The sequence below is a fragment of the Altererythrobacter chaiwopuensis genome (genome assembly GCF_054957735.1).
Genome location: NZ_JBTXJF010000001.1, coordinates 636,709 through 650,393, shown reverse-complemented (window position 1 = coordinate 650,393; position 13,685 = coordinate 636,709). Strand labels below are relative to the sequence as shown.

The window sequence follows — 13,685 nt, the reverse complement described above, 5'->3', positions numbered from 1 at the left end:
CATGGCCATTGCCTTACCCCCTGCGTCCGAGGCAATCAGCATGGCGATGCAAAGCAAGACCCACTTTGAGAGCGCCCCGGCATGAGACCGCGCGAAATCGAATACGTCGGATCAGACGATGCCGCACCGGTGGAAATGCTGGCTGCGCTGTTCGAGGCGCGTGGCTGGGCCTTTGAAGTAACCAGCGATGACGAGCTGGCTGGCGAGGTGCAGGGCAGTTGGGCCAAGTACCAGCTCAAGGCGATCTGGCGCGGTGAGGATAATGTGCTGCAATTGCTTTGCCTGCCCGACATTCGCGTGTCGGATGACAAGCAAAAGCAGGCCTATGAATTGCTGGCACTTGTCAACGAGCAGATGTGGTTGGGGCATTTCGATATCTGGTCGAAGGGGAATGTGCTGCTTTATCGGCACGGGGCATTGATGGGCGATGATGGCTTGCTCAGCATTGATCAGGCTCAGGCGCTGGTGGAGATCGCGATTGACGAGTGCGATCGATTCTATCCAGCTTTCCAGTTTGTACTATGGGGTGACAAGAGCCCGCGCAGCGCGCTCGAAGCGGCGCTTGTCGATGCCGCAGGCGAGGCTTAGGGTCAGGACTCATTAAGCCCGTGGCTGTGGATCCCCGGCCCAAGGGGAGTTTGAATGGCTGAATTCAATAAATTGCTGATTATCGGTTGTGGCAACATGGGCGGCGCCATGCTGGCCGGATGGCTGGCTTCCGGCGAGGATCCGGCGCGTTTCGAAGTGCTCGACCCTGCGATACCCGATGTGCCGCCGGGCGTGAACCTGTATCGTGAGCCGCCTTCGCAGCCGGATCATGACGCGGTTTTGCTGGGCTTCAAGCCGCAGCAACTGGGCGCTTTCGGCCCGGGCCTGCAAGCGCTGGCCAGCGAAGGAGTGACCGTTTTCTCGCTGCTGGCGGGGATCGACCTTGCCATGCTGCGCCAGTCATTCCCCTCTGCCGCTGCGCATGTGCGGGTGATGCCCAACCTCGCCGCGCGGATCGGCAAGTCGCCTGTGATCCTGGCGGAAACTGGCCTGGGCAGCGCACAGCGCGATGCGGCACAGGCACTTTTCGGCAAGCTTGGCACGGCAATGTGGCTTGATGACGAGGCTCGTTTCGATCTGGTGACGGCATTGGTGGGATCCGGGCCGGGCTTCGTCTATCGCTTCATCGACGCCCTTTCCGCTGCCGCGCAGGAGCTGGGCATTGACGAGGAAATGGCCGATAGTCTGGCGTTGGCAACCGTCGAAGGAGCGTCCAGCCTTGCCGCATCGGCAGGTGTGCCATCCGGGGAGCTGGCCGATCGCGTGGCCAGCCCCGGCGGCATGACGCGCGAGGGCTTGAATGTGCTCGATGCCGATAACGCATTGAAATCACTTCTGATCGAGACATTGCGGGCGACTGCCGCCAAGGGAAGCGAGCTGGCTGGGCGGGGCCGGGAGCAAGGTTAAATAGTTGCACGCTTTGCAAGCCGGTTTTGCTTGAAAATCGCTCACAAAATCCCGATATTCGCGGAGATGGCGCTAAATCCGCGCCCGTTATTATCGGAGTAGGTATTACAATGGCTGATTGGAACGAAACCCAGCGCATGCAACAGCAGGAGCAGGGCTTCGCCGGCGCTTCAGTGCCGCGCACCGCCACGGTGTTCGATGCCGGGCTGCGCAAGCACATGCTCTCGATTTACAACTACATGACATCAGGCGTGCTTCTAACCGGCATCGTGGCGCTGCTCACCGCACGGTCAGGGCTGGCGCTGCAGTTCGCGCAAGGCCCGATGATGTGGCTGGTGGCACTTTCACCACTGGCGATCGTCTTTGCGATGAGCTTCGGCGCAAACCGGTTCAGCAAGGGCACGCTGCAGATGATGTTCTGGGGCTTTGCCACGCTGATGGGCCTGTCGCTCTCGACTATCTTCCTAGTCTATACCGGCGGTTCGATCGCGGCGACATTCTTTGCCACTTCGGCAGCTTTCGCGGGGCTTAGCCTGTGGGGTTACACCACCAAGAAAGACATCTCTGGTTGGGGCAGCTTCCTGATCATGGGTGTGATCGGCCTGCTCGTGGCCACCCTGCTCAACTGGTGGCTTCAGTCGCCGGCTCTCAACTATGCGGTTGGTGCGATCGGTGTGCTGATCTTTGCCGGCCTCACCGCCTATGACACGCAGCGGCTGAAGAAAGAGTACAGCTATTATCGGGGCACCGAATGGGCTGGCAAGGCGATTATCCTTGGCGCGCTCAGCCTGTACCTCGATTTCATCAACATGTTCCTGTTCCTGCTGCGCTTCATGGGGTCGCGCGAATGATCCAGCGCAGATGGTCGCAAGCATGAGTCATTTCATCGTGCCCGGGGCGCTACACGCGCCTCGGGCATTTTCTTTGCCTGCAAGACGGTATACTCCTGCTGCATTAACCCTCGGGGTTCAGCCGGTGTTAGGGACACTCTGACTAGCTTTCCCCAGGATCACAACAGATGGGCAAGGCAAACCATGGGTCGAGGAATGATTTCAAAAACCAGAATGGCGGTTGTAGCCGCCACTGTCGCAGCTCTGGCAGCGTGCGCAGCGCCGCCGCCGCCTCCGGCGCCGGTGGCGGTCGCGCCACCCCCGCCACCGATGGTGGTGATCCCGCCGCGGCCCACGCCGCCGGCCGGTGCATTTGCCACCATGGCGATCCCGCAACTGTCCACAGCTGGCATTCGCGAGACCGTGAATGTGGGTATCAGCGAGCAACAGACACTGTGGAATTTGCGCTCAGGCCTTAATGTCGCGGCCCTGAATTGCACACGCCCCGAGCATACCGGGCTGGTCGATAACTATCGCACCTTTCTCAAGCGTCACTCGCGCGAACTGGCTGCGGCCAACAATGCCCTGGCGGCCGAATATCGCAACAAGCACGGGCGTTCATTCCGCGAGTATCAAGACGCCTATATGACGCGCGTTTACAACTACTTCGCGCTGCCACCCGTGCTGCCCGATTTTTGCAATGTGGCATTGCAGCTGAGCGGCGAGGTCAATCAGGTTCCCGGTGGCCAGCTGCGCGAATTCGCCCAGAACGCGCTGCCGCGCATGGAGCAGGTGTTCGAGAATTTCTTCAGTGCTTACGAGAAATACCGGGTCGATCTGGCTGCCTGGGATGCTCGTTATGGCAGTGGCGGTTCGCGCACGCTTGAAGCGACCTATCGCCAGGCTACCAGTGTAGCGGCAGGTTCAAACTAGGCTCGGATAAGTTCAAACGCAGAATCAGGCGATGTCCCCTCCACAGGGGTGTTGCCTGACCTGTATCGGGCGCAGGAAAGCAATTTTTCTTTGCAGGGCGCGCAGCCATTCGCTATTTGCCGCCTCCCGATGCGAAGGTATGCCCTCGCCTGGAACACCTGAACGGGGCCGTAGCTCAGTTGGGAGAGCGCGTCGTTCGCAATGACGAGGTCAGCGGTTCGATCCCGCTCGGCTCCACCAGGTGGATATTTCCCCATTTCTGACTCTTGATCCGGCCTATTGGCTTACCTAAAGCCATGCACGTGAACGGGCGGCTGCAAGGCGGCTCCTTCACGACTTGCGTGCCGGTAACGGGAACGCGGTGCGGGCGGGAAACGTCCAATTCCGCGGCTGTCCCTGCAACTGTAAGCGGCGAGCGTTTCATTCACGCGCCATGGATCATGGTGCACTCACTGGGCCTCGACGGGCCTGGGAAGGGGAGTGAGGCGCGGTGACCCGCAAGCCAGGAGACCGACCGGATGCGCAGTCGCTCTTGCCTGGTCCAGGGATTGGCCCGGCGCGAAACCTTTTCGTCTGAGCGACGAAGCGCGGCCGGGGCCGCTACGATGCCGTGGGCGGGGCAGGCGCTGGCCCTGCGCACGGCGCCGCTTCCCGCAACGGGAGGAGATCCCGGCCCTGACATCGCTCAGGCGCGAGAAGGTAGTGATTCTACATGCGACATAATGTCATTGCGGCGGGCGTGATCGCGCTTGCGCTCCCGTCGTCCGCACAGGGCCAGACGGCACCACACTCCGAAGACGAAATCCTGGTCAGTTCCAGCCGTTCGGGCGATCCTCAGCTTGCCGGTGATTACCCCGGCTCTGCCACGATCCTGACCGCCGACGATCTCGAGCGGCGCCAGGTGCGCGACGTGGCCGATGTGCTGCGCGATGTGCCCGGCGTGGCGGTGAGCGGTGTGGCCGGGCAAACCCAGCTGCGCCTGCGCGGCAGCGAAGCCAACCATGTGCTGGTGCTGGTTGACGGGATCGAAGTGTCCGATCCCTTCGCTGGCGAGTTCGATGTCGGGACATTGCAAGCCGATCTGGGCTCCAGCGTAGAGGTGCTGCGCGGTCCGCAATCCGCGCTATACGGGTCGGATGCGATCGGAGGCGTCATTGCCTATCGCAGCGCGTCTGGGCGCGAGGCTCCGGGGCTTTCCGCAAGGATCGAAGCGGGCAGCTTTGGCACCGTCAACGCCGCTGCACTGGCTGGATTGGCAGGCGAGGGGCATGATCTTGCCCTGAGCGCGACGCTGGTTTCCACCAATGGCACGCCCAATGCGCGGGGCGGCAGCCGCAAGATCGGGCGCGATGGCTATACGCTTGCGGCCAAGGGCTCGGTCGAAGCGGCACCCGGCATCGCGCTGCGAGCGGCGGCGCGCTATACATTGAGCGAAGGGCAGTTCAACGATCAGGATTTCGACCCGGCCAGCCCGACATTCGGCATGGTCGTCGATTCGCCTCAGGCCCGCTTCGAACAGAATGCGCTCTATGCTCTGGTCGGAGCGCGGGCAGAGACGCTGGGCGGGCGCTGGGTGCACGATCTTTCCGGGCAGATGGCGGATATCAGCCGCGACAGTTTCGGCCCCATCGGACGCACATTCGGGCACAAGGGGCAGCGGCTCAAGGGTTCCTATGTCTCCACTCTGTCGCTGGGCGGCCCGGTATTCGCGCATGGCCTGACCTTCGCTGCCGATATCGAACGCGAAACATTCCGCAATACCGATCCGTTCGGCTTTGCCTTCACCGGGCGCCGCAGCACGCGCAACATCGGGTTGGTGGGCGAATATCGCGCGGCAGGAGAACGCTTCGATCTTTCGGCGGCGCTTCGTAAGGACATCAATAATCGCTTTGCCGACCCAGGGACCTTCCGCGTCGCAGGCGCTGTGGATGCCGCACCGGGCACCCGTATCCGCGCGGCCTATGGCAGCGGGATCAAGAATCCCGGCTTTTTCGAACTTTACGGCTTCGTGGACGGGCGCTTCATCGGCAATGCGGGGCTTCGGCCGGAGAAGTCGACCGGTTGGGAAGTGGGGTTCGATCAGTCGCTTGCAGGTGGCGCAATCCGGTTTTCCGCGACCTGGTTCGACAGCGAGCTGAAGGATGAGATCTTTACCGATTTCCCGCCGCCGGATTTTATCGCGATGCCGGCCAATCGAGATACGCTGTCAAAGCAACAAGGCATTGAACTGAGCGCACGCGCGCAGCTTAGCCCGCAAGTCACGCTCGATGCGGCCTACAGCTGGCTTGATGCCGCGGAGAACGGGGTCAAGGAAGTGCGCCGCCCCGCCAATATCGCCTCGGCCGTGCTGACGTGGACTGCGCCAGGTGATACAGCTTCAGCCACGCTGATCGTGCGGCACAATGGCGCAAGCGATGATCTGGCCTTCACCGATCCCAGCTTCATTCCGGTTACGGTCCGGCTGGACAGTTTTACGCTGGTCAATCTGGCGGCGGAGACGCGCGTGTCCGATTCCATCAAGTTGTTTGCGCGGATCGAAAATCTCCTCGATGAGACTTACGAACAGGTGTTCAGCTTCATCTCGCCGGGCCGTTCGGTAATCGGCGGTTTACGCATCGCGCTCTGAACTTCACCAGGGGCGCTCGCCAAATCGCTCGCAATCTGGCCGGGAAATGCATAGGGGGAGCCCATGCATTTCCTCGACCAAGCCAAGATCTACCTCAAATCCGGCGCCGGCGGCCCCGGTGCCGTCAGTTTCCGGCGCGAGAAATATATCGAATATGGCGGGCCTGACGGCGGCAATGGCGGCAAGGGCGGCGATATCGTGTTCGAAGCCGTGGCCGGCCTCAATACGCTGATCGATTTCCGTTACAGCCAGCATTTCAAGGCCAGCCGCGGCGCGCATGGCATGGGCAAGGATCGCACCGGCGCTTCCGCGAGCGATCTGGTGATCAAGGTTCCGGTGGGCACGCAAGTGCTTTCCGAAGACAAGGAAGAGGTGCTGGCGGACTTTACCGAAGTCGGCCAGCGCGAAGTGTTCCTGCATGGCGGGATGGGCGGGCGCGGCAACGCCAGCTACAAGACCGCAACCAACCGCGCGCCGCGCCAGCATCAGCCGGGAATGCCAGGCGAAGAAATGTGGGTGTGGCTGCGACTCAAACTGCTTGCCGATGTCGGGCTCGTGGGTCTGCCCAATGCCGGAAAGTCCACCTTCATCAACGCGGTGTCCAATGCCAAGGCGAAGGTGGGCGATTATGCCTTCACCACGCTGATCCCCAAGCTGGGCGTGGTGCGGCACAAGGGGCGCGAATTCGTGCTGGCCGACATTCCCGGCCTGATCGAAGGAGCCGCAGACGGGGCGGGGATCGGCGACCGGTTCCTGGGCCATATCGAGCGATGCCGCGTGCTGATCCACCTGATCGACATTACCGGCACCGGAGATGCCGATCCGGTAGAGGCCATGCGCGTGATCGAAGAGGAACTTGCCGCCTATGGTGCCGGGCTGGAGGACAAGCCGCGGCTTGTCGCGCTGAACAAGATCGACCAGGCCGATGCCGAACTGGCAGAGGGGTTCGCCAGCGAACTGAAGGCAGCCGGCGCGGATGACGTGTTCGCCGTGTCCGGTGCGACCGGCCAGGGGATCGATGCCTTGCTTGACGCAGTGCTGGGTTATCTGCCCGAGCACACGATGACCGAGCAGCCGGGCGAATTGCCTGAAGAAGGCGCACCCGCGCTGGAAGAGGAAAAGCCGTGGTCGCCGCTGTGATTTTGCGCGAAGCCGCACTGGCCGGCAGCGCCGCGATCCTTTAACGAAGCAGGCATCATGCCCATCCAGACCCTGCCCGATTTCCGCGATCCCGCCATTTGCAAACGCCTGGTCATCAAGATCGGCAGCGCGCTGCTGGTGGATGCCAGCGGGCGGGTGAATGCCGAATGGCTGCGCACGGTGGTCGATGATATCTGGACCGCGCGCGAATTGGGCATGGAAGTAGTGGTGGTCAGTTCGGGGTCGATCGCCATCGGCGCCAAGAAGCTGAAACTTAGCCACGGCGGACGGCGCACGCTGTCTGAAGCGCAGGCATCGGCATCGGTCGGACAGATCGATCTGGCGGCGGCGTGGTCCGCGCTGCTCGCTGAACGCGGGCTGGTAGCCGCGCAGATGCTGCTGACGCTGGATGATTTCGAGAGCCGACGGCGCTATCTCAACATTTCCGCCACCCTACGCCGCCTGCTTAAAAGCGGCGTGGTGCCGGTGGTGAACGAAAATGACACCATCGCCACGGGCGAAATCCGTTTCGGCGACAATGATCGGCTGGCCGCGCGTGTGGCGCAGGCCTGCGCGGCTGACGGCGTGTTGTTGCTGACCGATGTCGACGGGCTGTATGACCGGCATCCCGAGCACCCGGAGGCCGAGCGGCTGGACCAGGTTGACGGGGTGACGGAGGAAATCCACGCGATGGCGGATTCGGGCTCGGGTTCGGGCCTGGGGTCGGGCGGGATGACTGCCAAGCTGTTGGCCGCAGAGATCGCAGAAAGGGCCGGTATCGCGCTCGCCATCATCGATGGGCGCCCGGAAATGCCGATCGCCCATGCGATAGCGTCGCAGGCGGGCACGCTGTTCCTGCCGCAGCGCGAGGAAAGCGGGCGGCGGGCATGGATCGGCGGTCGCATGCGCTTCAACGGCGCGATTACGGTGGACGATGGCTGCGTTGCCGCGCTGCGCGATGGCAACAAGAGCGTGCTGGCTGCAGGCATCACCGGCGTTGAAGGCGATTTTTCGCGCGGCGACATTATCGAAGTCAAGGATGTGACCGGACGGGTGATCGCCAAGGGGCTGGTGGAATATGACGCCGACGATGTGGAGGCGGTCATGGGTCGGCAGAGCGCCGAACTGGAAGCGATCCTGGGCCATTCGCCGCGATCCTCTGTGATTCACCGTGATCATCTGGTGCTGATGTGAGCGGCGAAGTGCCGCTTGCCCTCACCGGCGGGTCCGGTTTCGTGGGGCAGGCGGTGCTTGACGTGCTGGGAGAGCGCAATCTGCCTGCCGAAGCGCTGGTACGGCGCGTAACCGAGCACGAACACAGCCGCGTCGAATGGGTGATGGGCGAGCTGGCTGACAAGCCTGCGCTCGACCATCTTGTGGCTGGCACGCGCGGTGTGATCCATATTGCCGGGCTCACCAACACGCCCGACCCGGCCCGATTTGCCGCGGCCAATGTGGAAGGAACGGCAAATCTGATTGCGGCGAGCAAACAGGCTGGCGTGAAACGATTCGTGTTCGTTTCGTCGCTTGCGGCGCGCGAACCTGCATTGTCAGCCTATGGTGCGTCCAAGGCTGAGGCGGAAAAGCTGGTCGAGCAAAGCGGGCTTGACTGGACCATCGTGCGCCCCCCGGCGGTCTATGGCCCGCGCGATGCTGACATGTTCGAACTGTTTCGCAGTGCGCGCTTCGGCTTTGTCCCCCTGCCGCCGGGCGGGGCGACTTCGATCATCCATGTCGCCGATCTTGCCAGGCTGCTGGTCGACCTGATCGATGCGCAGCCCGCCCTGGTGCGCAAGCGTGTGTTCGAGCCAGACGATGCGCGCGAAGGTGGGTGGAGCCATAAGGAACTGGCGGCCGCGATCGGGCAGGCGGTTGGCAAGCGCGTGTTCGCGCCGCATCTGCCGCGCGCAGTGTTGCAGGGCGCAGCAGGGGTCGATCGGCTATTTCGCGGCCACGGGGCCAGGCTGACGCATGACCGCGTTGGCTATATGTGCCACCCCAATTGGGTTGTCCGCTCCGATCGCAAGGTGCCTGAAAGCGTCTGGCTGCCGCAGATCGGCGGCCCGGAAGGCCTGAAATCGACGGCAGACTGGTATCGCCGCGAAGGCTGGCTTTGAGATTACAATTTCAGCTTTGGCCGGTTTCGTCCTAGATTCCCCTCTGCGGTCGCGAGTCGCAAACACGGCATGAGTCGGTTTGCGGGTCACGAAAAGGGGAAATCATGAAAAAGATCATAGCTATAGCTGCTGTCGCGGCACTCGCTGCCTGTTCCCAGGCTGAGGAGGCGCCCGAGGCTGAAACGACCGAGGAAGCGGCTGAGGCCGCGCCTGCAAATATTGCCGCTGACGGTCTGCCGACCGTCGGGACGTATAAGATAACCAATGCCGATGGCACCACTTTCACATCTGACGTTCGAGCCGATGGGACTTGGGTGGACACTGCAGCCGACGGTACGCAGACTTCGGGGAGATGGGAGCAACCGTCGCCCGATCGCTATTGTTCAACGCCTGATGAAGAAGGCGCTGTGCAGAAGTGCTACGAAGAGTACATCGATGAAAACGGGGTGTACATCTCTAAGGATCCGGAAACCGGAGAGACTTCGAAGGTGGAGCGCGTCGAATCCTGACGCCAGTTTGCCAAGCCAAATGACGAATGCCCCGAAGTGCATGCTGCGCTTCGGGGCTTTCGCATTTCTAAAGGAAGGGTTCGTAGCCCGGCGGCAATTCGCCATCCTCGGTCAGCGGGGTATGGATGCCGCACTCGGTCTTGTCCCAGCCCTTCCAGCGGCCCGAGCGCAGGTCTTCTCCCGGCATAACCTTGTGCGTGCAGGGGCTGCACCCGATTGAAGGGAAGCCCTGCGCCACCAGCGGATGCTGAGGCAGATCGTGCATCACGAAATAGGCGGCAATCTGGCTTGCGTCCCAATCTATCAGCGGGTTGATCTTGAGCCGCCCTTGCGCGTCGGAATTGTCGATCTCGAAGCGCGGCAGATTGGCGCGGGTCGATGACTGGAACGCCTTGCGCCCGGTGAAGCTGGCATCGAACTGCTCAAGCGCGCTGGCAAGCGGTTTGACCTTGCGGATCTCGCAGCAGCCATCGGGGTCATACGACCAGCGCAGCCCGCTTTCATCCCTGGCCTTGAGTTCTTCGAGGTCGGGATAGAGATTGACGAGGTTGGTCAGGCCGAGCCGGTCGACCAGATCATCGCGATAGGCGAGCGTTTCGGGAAAATGCTTGCCCGTTTCGAGGAACAGCACCGGCACATCGGGGTCGATGCTGGCGATGAGGTGCAGCAATACCGCGCTCTCGGCACCGAAACTCGATACCGCCGCCAGATTGCCCACAAGACCGTCCTTGATCACCGCCTCGAGCATTTCCTCGGTCGAAGACCCGCGAAACATCCGGTTGAGCCGGATGACATCTGCCCCGTCGAAACGCGGCGCGGTGCTTATCCGGTCGACGTTCCGCGTTACTATGGGCAGATCGGCTTCAGCCATGGCGCAGTTTCCAGATCGGTTCTGCGCCGTCTGCCGCGTGTTGATAGACATTGTCCCAACGCGCGAAGGCAGCTTCGGCATCAGCCATATCGAGCGGCGTGTCGGGCGCAAAGGCATCGAAGCCGCAGCGGCGCATATAGGCGAGCTGGTCGATCAGAACCTCGCCTACGGCGCGCAGTTCACCCACATAGCCTGCCTCGCGCAGGATGCGCGCAGCGGAATAGCCGCGCCCGTCTCCGAACACCGGGAAATTCACTTCGACCAGAGCGATGCGATCAAGGTGCGGCAGCAATTCGCGGGCATCGTCGCCCGGCTCGATCCGCACTGCAGTGGCGTTGGACTGATCGACGAAGCTGTCGACCGTGACTGTGCCGTGATCCACCACGTCGTCGTCGCGGAAGCGGAACTGCACCTCGTCCGGGCTGGTGCCCAGTACCGTTCCTGGTGTGTCAGCCATAAAGCGCCTCCTTGAACGGTTCCATTCCGATGCGGCGATAGGTGTCGAGGAAACGCTCACCTTCAGTGCGGTTGGAGAGATAGACTTCGGTGGCGGTCTCGACTGCATCGACGATCCCCGCTTCGTCGAAGCCGGGGCCGGTGATCTTCGCCAGCGAAGTGTCCTGCGCCTCGCTGCCGCCAAGCAGCAGCTGGTAGTTTTCGACGCCCTTCTTGTCGACGCCAAGGATGCCGATGTGGCCCGCGTGATGGTGCCCGCAGGCGTTGATGCAGCCGGAAATCTTGAGCTTGAGTTCGCCCAGTTCTCTGGTCCGGCCCTTGGCCGCGAAGCGCTCGGAAATTCTCTGCGCAACCGGGATCGATCGCGCATTGGCTAGGCTGCAATAATCGAGGCCGGGGCAGGCAATGATATCCTCGATCGTGTCGAGATTGGGTGCGCCGAGGCCTGCCGCTTCGAGCTGGCTCCACAGTGCGTGGAGATCGGCGATCCTTACATGCGGCAGAACGATATTCTGCGTGTGCATCACCCGCAGCTCGTCGAACGAATACTGCTTCGCCAGCTCGGCCATCAGGTGCATCTGCTTGGCGCTGGCGTCACCGGGAATGCCGCCAACCGGCTTGAGGCTGATGATGGCAGAGACATAGCCCGGCGTCTTGTGCGGATGCGTGTTGCTGTCAGCCCACAGCGCGAATTCCGGGTCCGAACGATCAAGCTCGCTCGGCAGCCCGGTTTCGAGCGCCGGATCGGCAAAATAGGGTCTGATCCGCTCCAGCTCTGCCAGCGGCGGTTCAACGCCCTGCTCAAGCAGGTGGGCGAATTCCTCCTCTACCTGGCGGGCATATTCCTCTGCGCCCATCTCGTGCACCAGGATCTTGATCCGTGCCTTGTACTTGTTGTCGCGGCGGCCATGGCGGTTGTAGACGCGCAGGCAGGCTTCGGCATAGGTCACCAGCTGATCCAACGGCACGAAGTCGCGGATGCAGGGCGCGATCATGGGCGTGCGGCCCATCCCTCCGCCAACATAGAATGCCGCGCCCAATTCGCCCGCATCGTTCCTGACGATCTGGATTCCGATATCGTGCAGCTTCATCGCCGCGCGGTCGCTATCGCTCGCAATAACCGCGATCTTGAACTTGCGCGGCAGATAGCTGAATTCGGGGTGGAAGCTCGACCACTGGCGCAGCAGTTCGGCATAGGGCCTGGGATCGACCAGCTCATCCGCTGCAGCGCCCGCAAAATGATCGGAGCTGATATTGCGGATGCAATTGCCGCTGGTCTGGATCGCGTGCATCTCAACCCTGGCGAGATCGGCCAGGATATCGGGTGCATCCTCCAGCCTGATCCAGTTGTACTGGATATTCTGCCGCGTGGTGAAATGGCCATAACCGCGGTCATATTTGTCGGCGATATCCGCCAGCGCGTGCATCTGGCGCGAATCCAGCGTGCCATAGGGGATCGCCACCCGCAGCATATAGGCATGGAGCTGCAGGTAGAGGCCGTTCATTAGCCGCAGCGGCTTGAACTGATCCTCGCTCAGCTTTCCTTCAAGCCGGCGGCGGGTCTGGTCGCGGAATTCCTCAACGCGCGTATCGACCATAGCCTGGTCGTATGAATCATACTGGTACATCAGATTACCCAGTCCATCGCTGCGGGGTCTTTGGGCTTCAATGTCAGGTCCGGGCGCACGGTAGGACCCAGCGCCCGGACGCGCTCCTTGATATGCGCGGGACGGACCCCTTTATCGTCACGGTTTGCGCTGACGGCATAGGCTGCGTTGACCCGCCGTGCGGACTGTTCGCGGGCGAGGATTTCCTCGGCGCGGTCACCCACATCGACAGCGTCATCGACGTAGAGCGACCATCCGGTGCCGTCCCACCACACAACTGCGCCGCTTTTCAGATCATTTCCGGTTAGGATATTCATTGCGCGGCCTCCTGTGCAATCTGCACCAGCGAAATGTCATCGCGCGCGGTCACTTCGCCGATCACGATCAGCGCGGGGCTCTTTACCCGATACCTGGCAACCAGATCGGGCAGCCCCGCAAGCATTCCGCGCAGCACGCGCATTTCGGGCCGTGCGGCATTCTCGATCACCGCCACCGGCATGCCGGGCGCAAGCCCGTCTTCCATCAACTTCTCGGCGATCTGCGGCGCAGTTTTGACGCCCATATAGATCACCAGCGTGCGGCCCTTGCCGGCGAGCCCGGTCCAGTCCTGTTCGCTCAGCCCTTTGCATTGACCGGCCACGAAGCTGACAATGCTTGAAGCCTCGCGATGCGTCAGCGCGATCTGTGCTGCGGCGGCGGCGCCATTGGCAGCGCTGATGCCCGGGACGATTTCCACCGGAACGCCGGCTGCATGGGCAGCCTCTGCCTCTTCACCCCCGCGCCCGAAAATAAGTGGATCGCCTCCCTTGAGGCGCACCACGTCGCGGCCGTTCAATGCTTCGCGCACCAGCAGCGCATTGATCTGCTCTTGCGGCAGGGTGTGCTTGCTGCGCTGCTTGGCGACCGAGATCAACTCGGCCCCTTCTTGTGCCAACGCCAGTATGGCGGGATCGACCAGACCGTCATGGACGATGATCTCGGCGCGCGCGATCAGCCGCGCAGCGCGCAGCGTCAACAGCTCCGGATCACCGGGGCCCGCGCCGACAAGATAGATAGTTCCTGGGTTTGCCATTTCTGCGAAATGGAAGATTGACGGCCATGTCGCCAGCGAGAATGGTTTTCGGGCGGCGTAGCTAAGCTT

14 protein-coding genes, 1 tRNA gene and 1 riboswitch are annotated in these 13,685 nt (G+C 62.2%); of the genes, 10 read left to right on the top strand and 5 right to left on the bottom strand.

What is annotated here, in order from left to right:
• Positions 1–81: 81 nt before the first annotated feature.
• The 10 genes from ACX3VQ_RS03270 to ACX3VQ_RS03225 all read left to right on the top strand — a co-directional run bounded on the left by ACX3VQ_RS03270 (position 82) and on the right by ACX3VQ_RS03225 (position 9,610).
• Complete coding sequence (locus ACX3VQ_RS03270; protein WP_462571561.1) at positions 82–588, top strand: type III secretion system chaperone family protein; 507 nt, start codon at positions 82–84, stop codon at positions 586–588.
• 54 nt (positions 589–642) lie between these two features.
• Positions 643–1,455 carry a pyrroline-5-carboxylate reductase family protein gene (locus ACX3VQ_RS03265; RefSeq protein ID WP_462579520.1) on the top strand — a complete coding sequence of 271 codons (813 nt, stop codon included), beginning with the start codon at positions 643–645 and terminating at the stop codon, positions 1,453–1,455.
• Between the two features lie 110 nt (positions 1,456–1,565).
• Positions 1,566–2,306 carry a Bax inhibitor-1/YccA family protein gene (locus ACX3VQ_RS03260; protein WP_462571563.1) on the top strand — a complete coding sequence of 247 codons (741 nt, stop codon included), beginning with the start codon at positions 1,566–1,568 and terminating at the stop codon, positions 2,304–2,306.
• A gap of 213 nt (positions 2,307–2,519) precedes the next feature.
• Positions 2,520–3,218, top strand: a complete 699-nt coding sequence (locus ACX3VQ_RS03255; protein ID WP_462579519.1) for a hypothetical protein — start codon at positions 2,520–2,522, stop codon at positions 3,216–3,218.
• A 164-nt stretch (positions 3,219–3,382) separates the two neighbouring features.
• Positions 3,383–3,458: transfer RNA gene (locus tag ACX3VQ_RS03250), tRNA-Ala, on the top strand.
• Positions 3,459–3,547: 89 nt separating this feature from the next.
• Positions 3,548–3,751, top strand: a riboswitch (cobalamin riboswitch).
• Between the two features lie 179 nt (positions 3,752–3,930).
• On the top strand, positions 3,931–5,844 hold the full coding sequence (locus ACX3VQ_RS03245; protein WP_462579518.1) for a TonB-dependent receptor plug domain-containing protein: 1,914 nt from the start codon (positions 3,931–3,933) through the stop codon (positions 5,842–5,844).
• A 63-nt stretch (positions 5,845–5,907) separates the two neighbouring features.
• Entirely contained in the window at positions 5,908–6,984 is a 1,077-nt protein-coding gene (gene cgtA, locus ACX3VQ_RS03240) for an Obg family GTPase CgtA (protein ID WP_462579517.1), read from the top strand.
• Positions 6,985–7,041: 57 nt separating this feature from the next.
• Positions 7,042–8,178, top strand: a complete 1,137-nt coding sequence (proB, locus tag ACX3VQ_RS03235; protein WP_462579515.1) for a glutamate 5-kinase — start codon at positions 7,042–7,044, stop codon at positions 8,176–8,178.
• Entirely contained in the window at positions 8,175–9,101 is a 927-nt protein-coding gene (locus tag ACX3VQ_RS03230) for an NAD-dependent epimerase/dehydratase family protein (protein WP_462579514.1), read from the top strand. The genes proB and ACX3VQ_RS03230 overlap by 4 nt, the downstream gene beginning before the upstream one ends.
• Before the next feature lie 104 nt (positions 9,102–9,205).
• Positions 9,206–9,610, top strand: coding sequence for a hypothetical protein (locus tag ACX3VQ_RS03225; RefSeq protein ID WP_462579513.1), 405 nt, complete (start codon positions 9,206–9,208; stop codon positions 9,608–9,610).
• A gap of 67 nt (positions 9,611–9,677) precedes the next feature.
• Here the strand turns inward: ACX3VQ_RS03225 and ACX3VQ_RS03220 are convergent, their stop codons facing one another.
• The 5 genes from ACX3VQ_RS03220 to cobA are packed head-to-tail and all read right to left on the bottom strand — an operon-like array spanning position 9,678 to position 13,616.
• A complete protein-coding gene (locus tag ACX3VQ_RS03220; RefSeq protein ID WP_462579512.1) occupies positions 9,678–10,481 on the bottom strand; it encodes a phosphoadenylyl-sulfate reductase in 804 nt (267 codons plus the stop codon).
• Entirely contained in the window at positions 10,474–10,938 is a 465-nt protein-coding gene (locus ACX3VQ_RS03215; protein WP_462579511.1) for a DUF934 domain-containing protein, read from the bottom strand. Before ACX3VQ_RS03215 ends, ACX3VQ_RS03220 begins: the two co-directional genes overlap by 8 nt.
• On the bottom strand, positions 10,931–12,565 hold the full coding sequence (locus ACX3VQ_RS03210) for a nitrite/sulfite reductase (RefSeq protein WP_462579510.1): 1,635 nt from the start codon (positions 12,563–12,565) through the stop codon (positions 10,931–10,933). The genes ACX3VQ_RS03215 and ACX3VQ_RS03210 overlap by 8 nt, the downstream gene beginning before the upstream one ends.
• Positions 12,565–12,861 (bottom strand): DUF2849 domain-containing protein, encoded by a 297-nt coding sequence (locus tag ACX3VQ_RS03205; protein ID WP_462571576.1) that lies wholly within the window; start codon positions 12,859–12,861, stop codon positions 12,565–12,567. The genes ACX3VQ_RS03210 and ACX3VQ_RS03205 overlap by 1 nt, the downstream gene beginning before the upstream one ends.
• Positions 12,858–13,616: a uroporphyrinogen-III C-methyltransferase gene (gene cobA / locus ACX3VQ_RS03200; RefSeq protein WP_462579509.1), complete on the bottom strand. Its 759-nt coding sequence runs from the start codon at positions 13,614–13,616 to the stop codon at positions 12,858–12,860. The genes ACX3VQ_RS03205 and cobA overlap by 4 nt, the downstream gene beginning before the upstream one ends.
• Positions 13,617–13,685 lie beyond the last annotated feature (69 nt).

Bases quoted from the DNA above. Each gene is read 5' to 3' on its own strand.
- ACX3VQ_RS03210 (WP_462579510.1), bottom strand. From the start codon at position 12,565: ATGTACCAGTATGATTCATACGACCAGGCTATGGTCGATACGCGCGTT.
- ACX3VQ_RS03215 (WP_462579511.1), bottom strand. From the start codon at position 10,938: ATGGCTGACACACCAGGAACGGTACTGGGCACCAGCCCGGACGAGGTG.
- ACX3VQ_RS03255 (WP_462579519.1), top strand. From the start codon at position 2,520: ATGGCGGTTGTAGCCGCCACTGTCGCAGCTCTGGCAGCGTGCGCAGCG.
- ACX3VQ_RS03270 (WP_462571561.1), top strand. From the start codon at position 82: ATGAGACCGCGCGAAATCGAATACGTCGGATCAGACGATGCCGCACCG.
- cgtA (WP_462579517.1), top strand. From the start codon at position 5,908: ATGCATTTCCTCGACCAAGCCAAGATCTACCTCAAATCCGGCGCCGGC.
- ACX3VQ_RS03205 (WP_462571576.1), bottom strand. From the start codon at position 12,861: ATGAATATCCTAACCGGAAATGATCTGAAAAGCGGCGCAGTTGTGTGG.
- proB (WP_462579515.1), top strand. From the start codon at position 7,042: ATGCCCATCCAGACCCTGCCCGATTTCCGCGATCCCGCCATTTGCAAA.
- ACX3VQ_RS03220 (WP_462579512.1), bottom strand. From the start codon at position 10,481: ATGGCTGAAGCCGATCTGCCCATAGTAACGCGGAACGTCGACCGGATA.
- ACX3VQ_RS03225 (WP_462579513.1), top strand. From the start codon at position 9,206: ATGAAAAAGATCATAGCTATAGCTGCTGTCGCGGCACTCGCTGCCTGT.
- ACX3VQ_RS03245 (WP_462579518.1), top strand. From the start codon at position 3,931: ATGCGACATAATGTCATTGCGGCGGGCGTGATCGCGCTTGCGCTCCCG.
- ACX3VQ_RS03265 (WP_462579520.1), top strand. From the start codon at position 643: ATGGCTGAATTCAATAAATTGCTGATTATCGGTTGTGGCAACATGGGC.
- ACX3VQ_RS03260 (WP_462571563.1), top strand. From the start codon at position 1,566: ATGGCTGATTGGAACGAAACCCAGCGCATGCAACAGCAGGAGCAGGGC.
- cobA (WP_462579509.1), bottom strand. From the start codon at position 13,616: ATGGCAAACCCAGGAACTATCTATCTTGTCGGCGCGGGCCCCGGTGAT.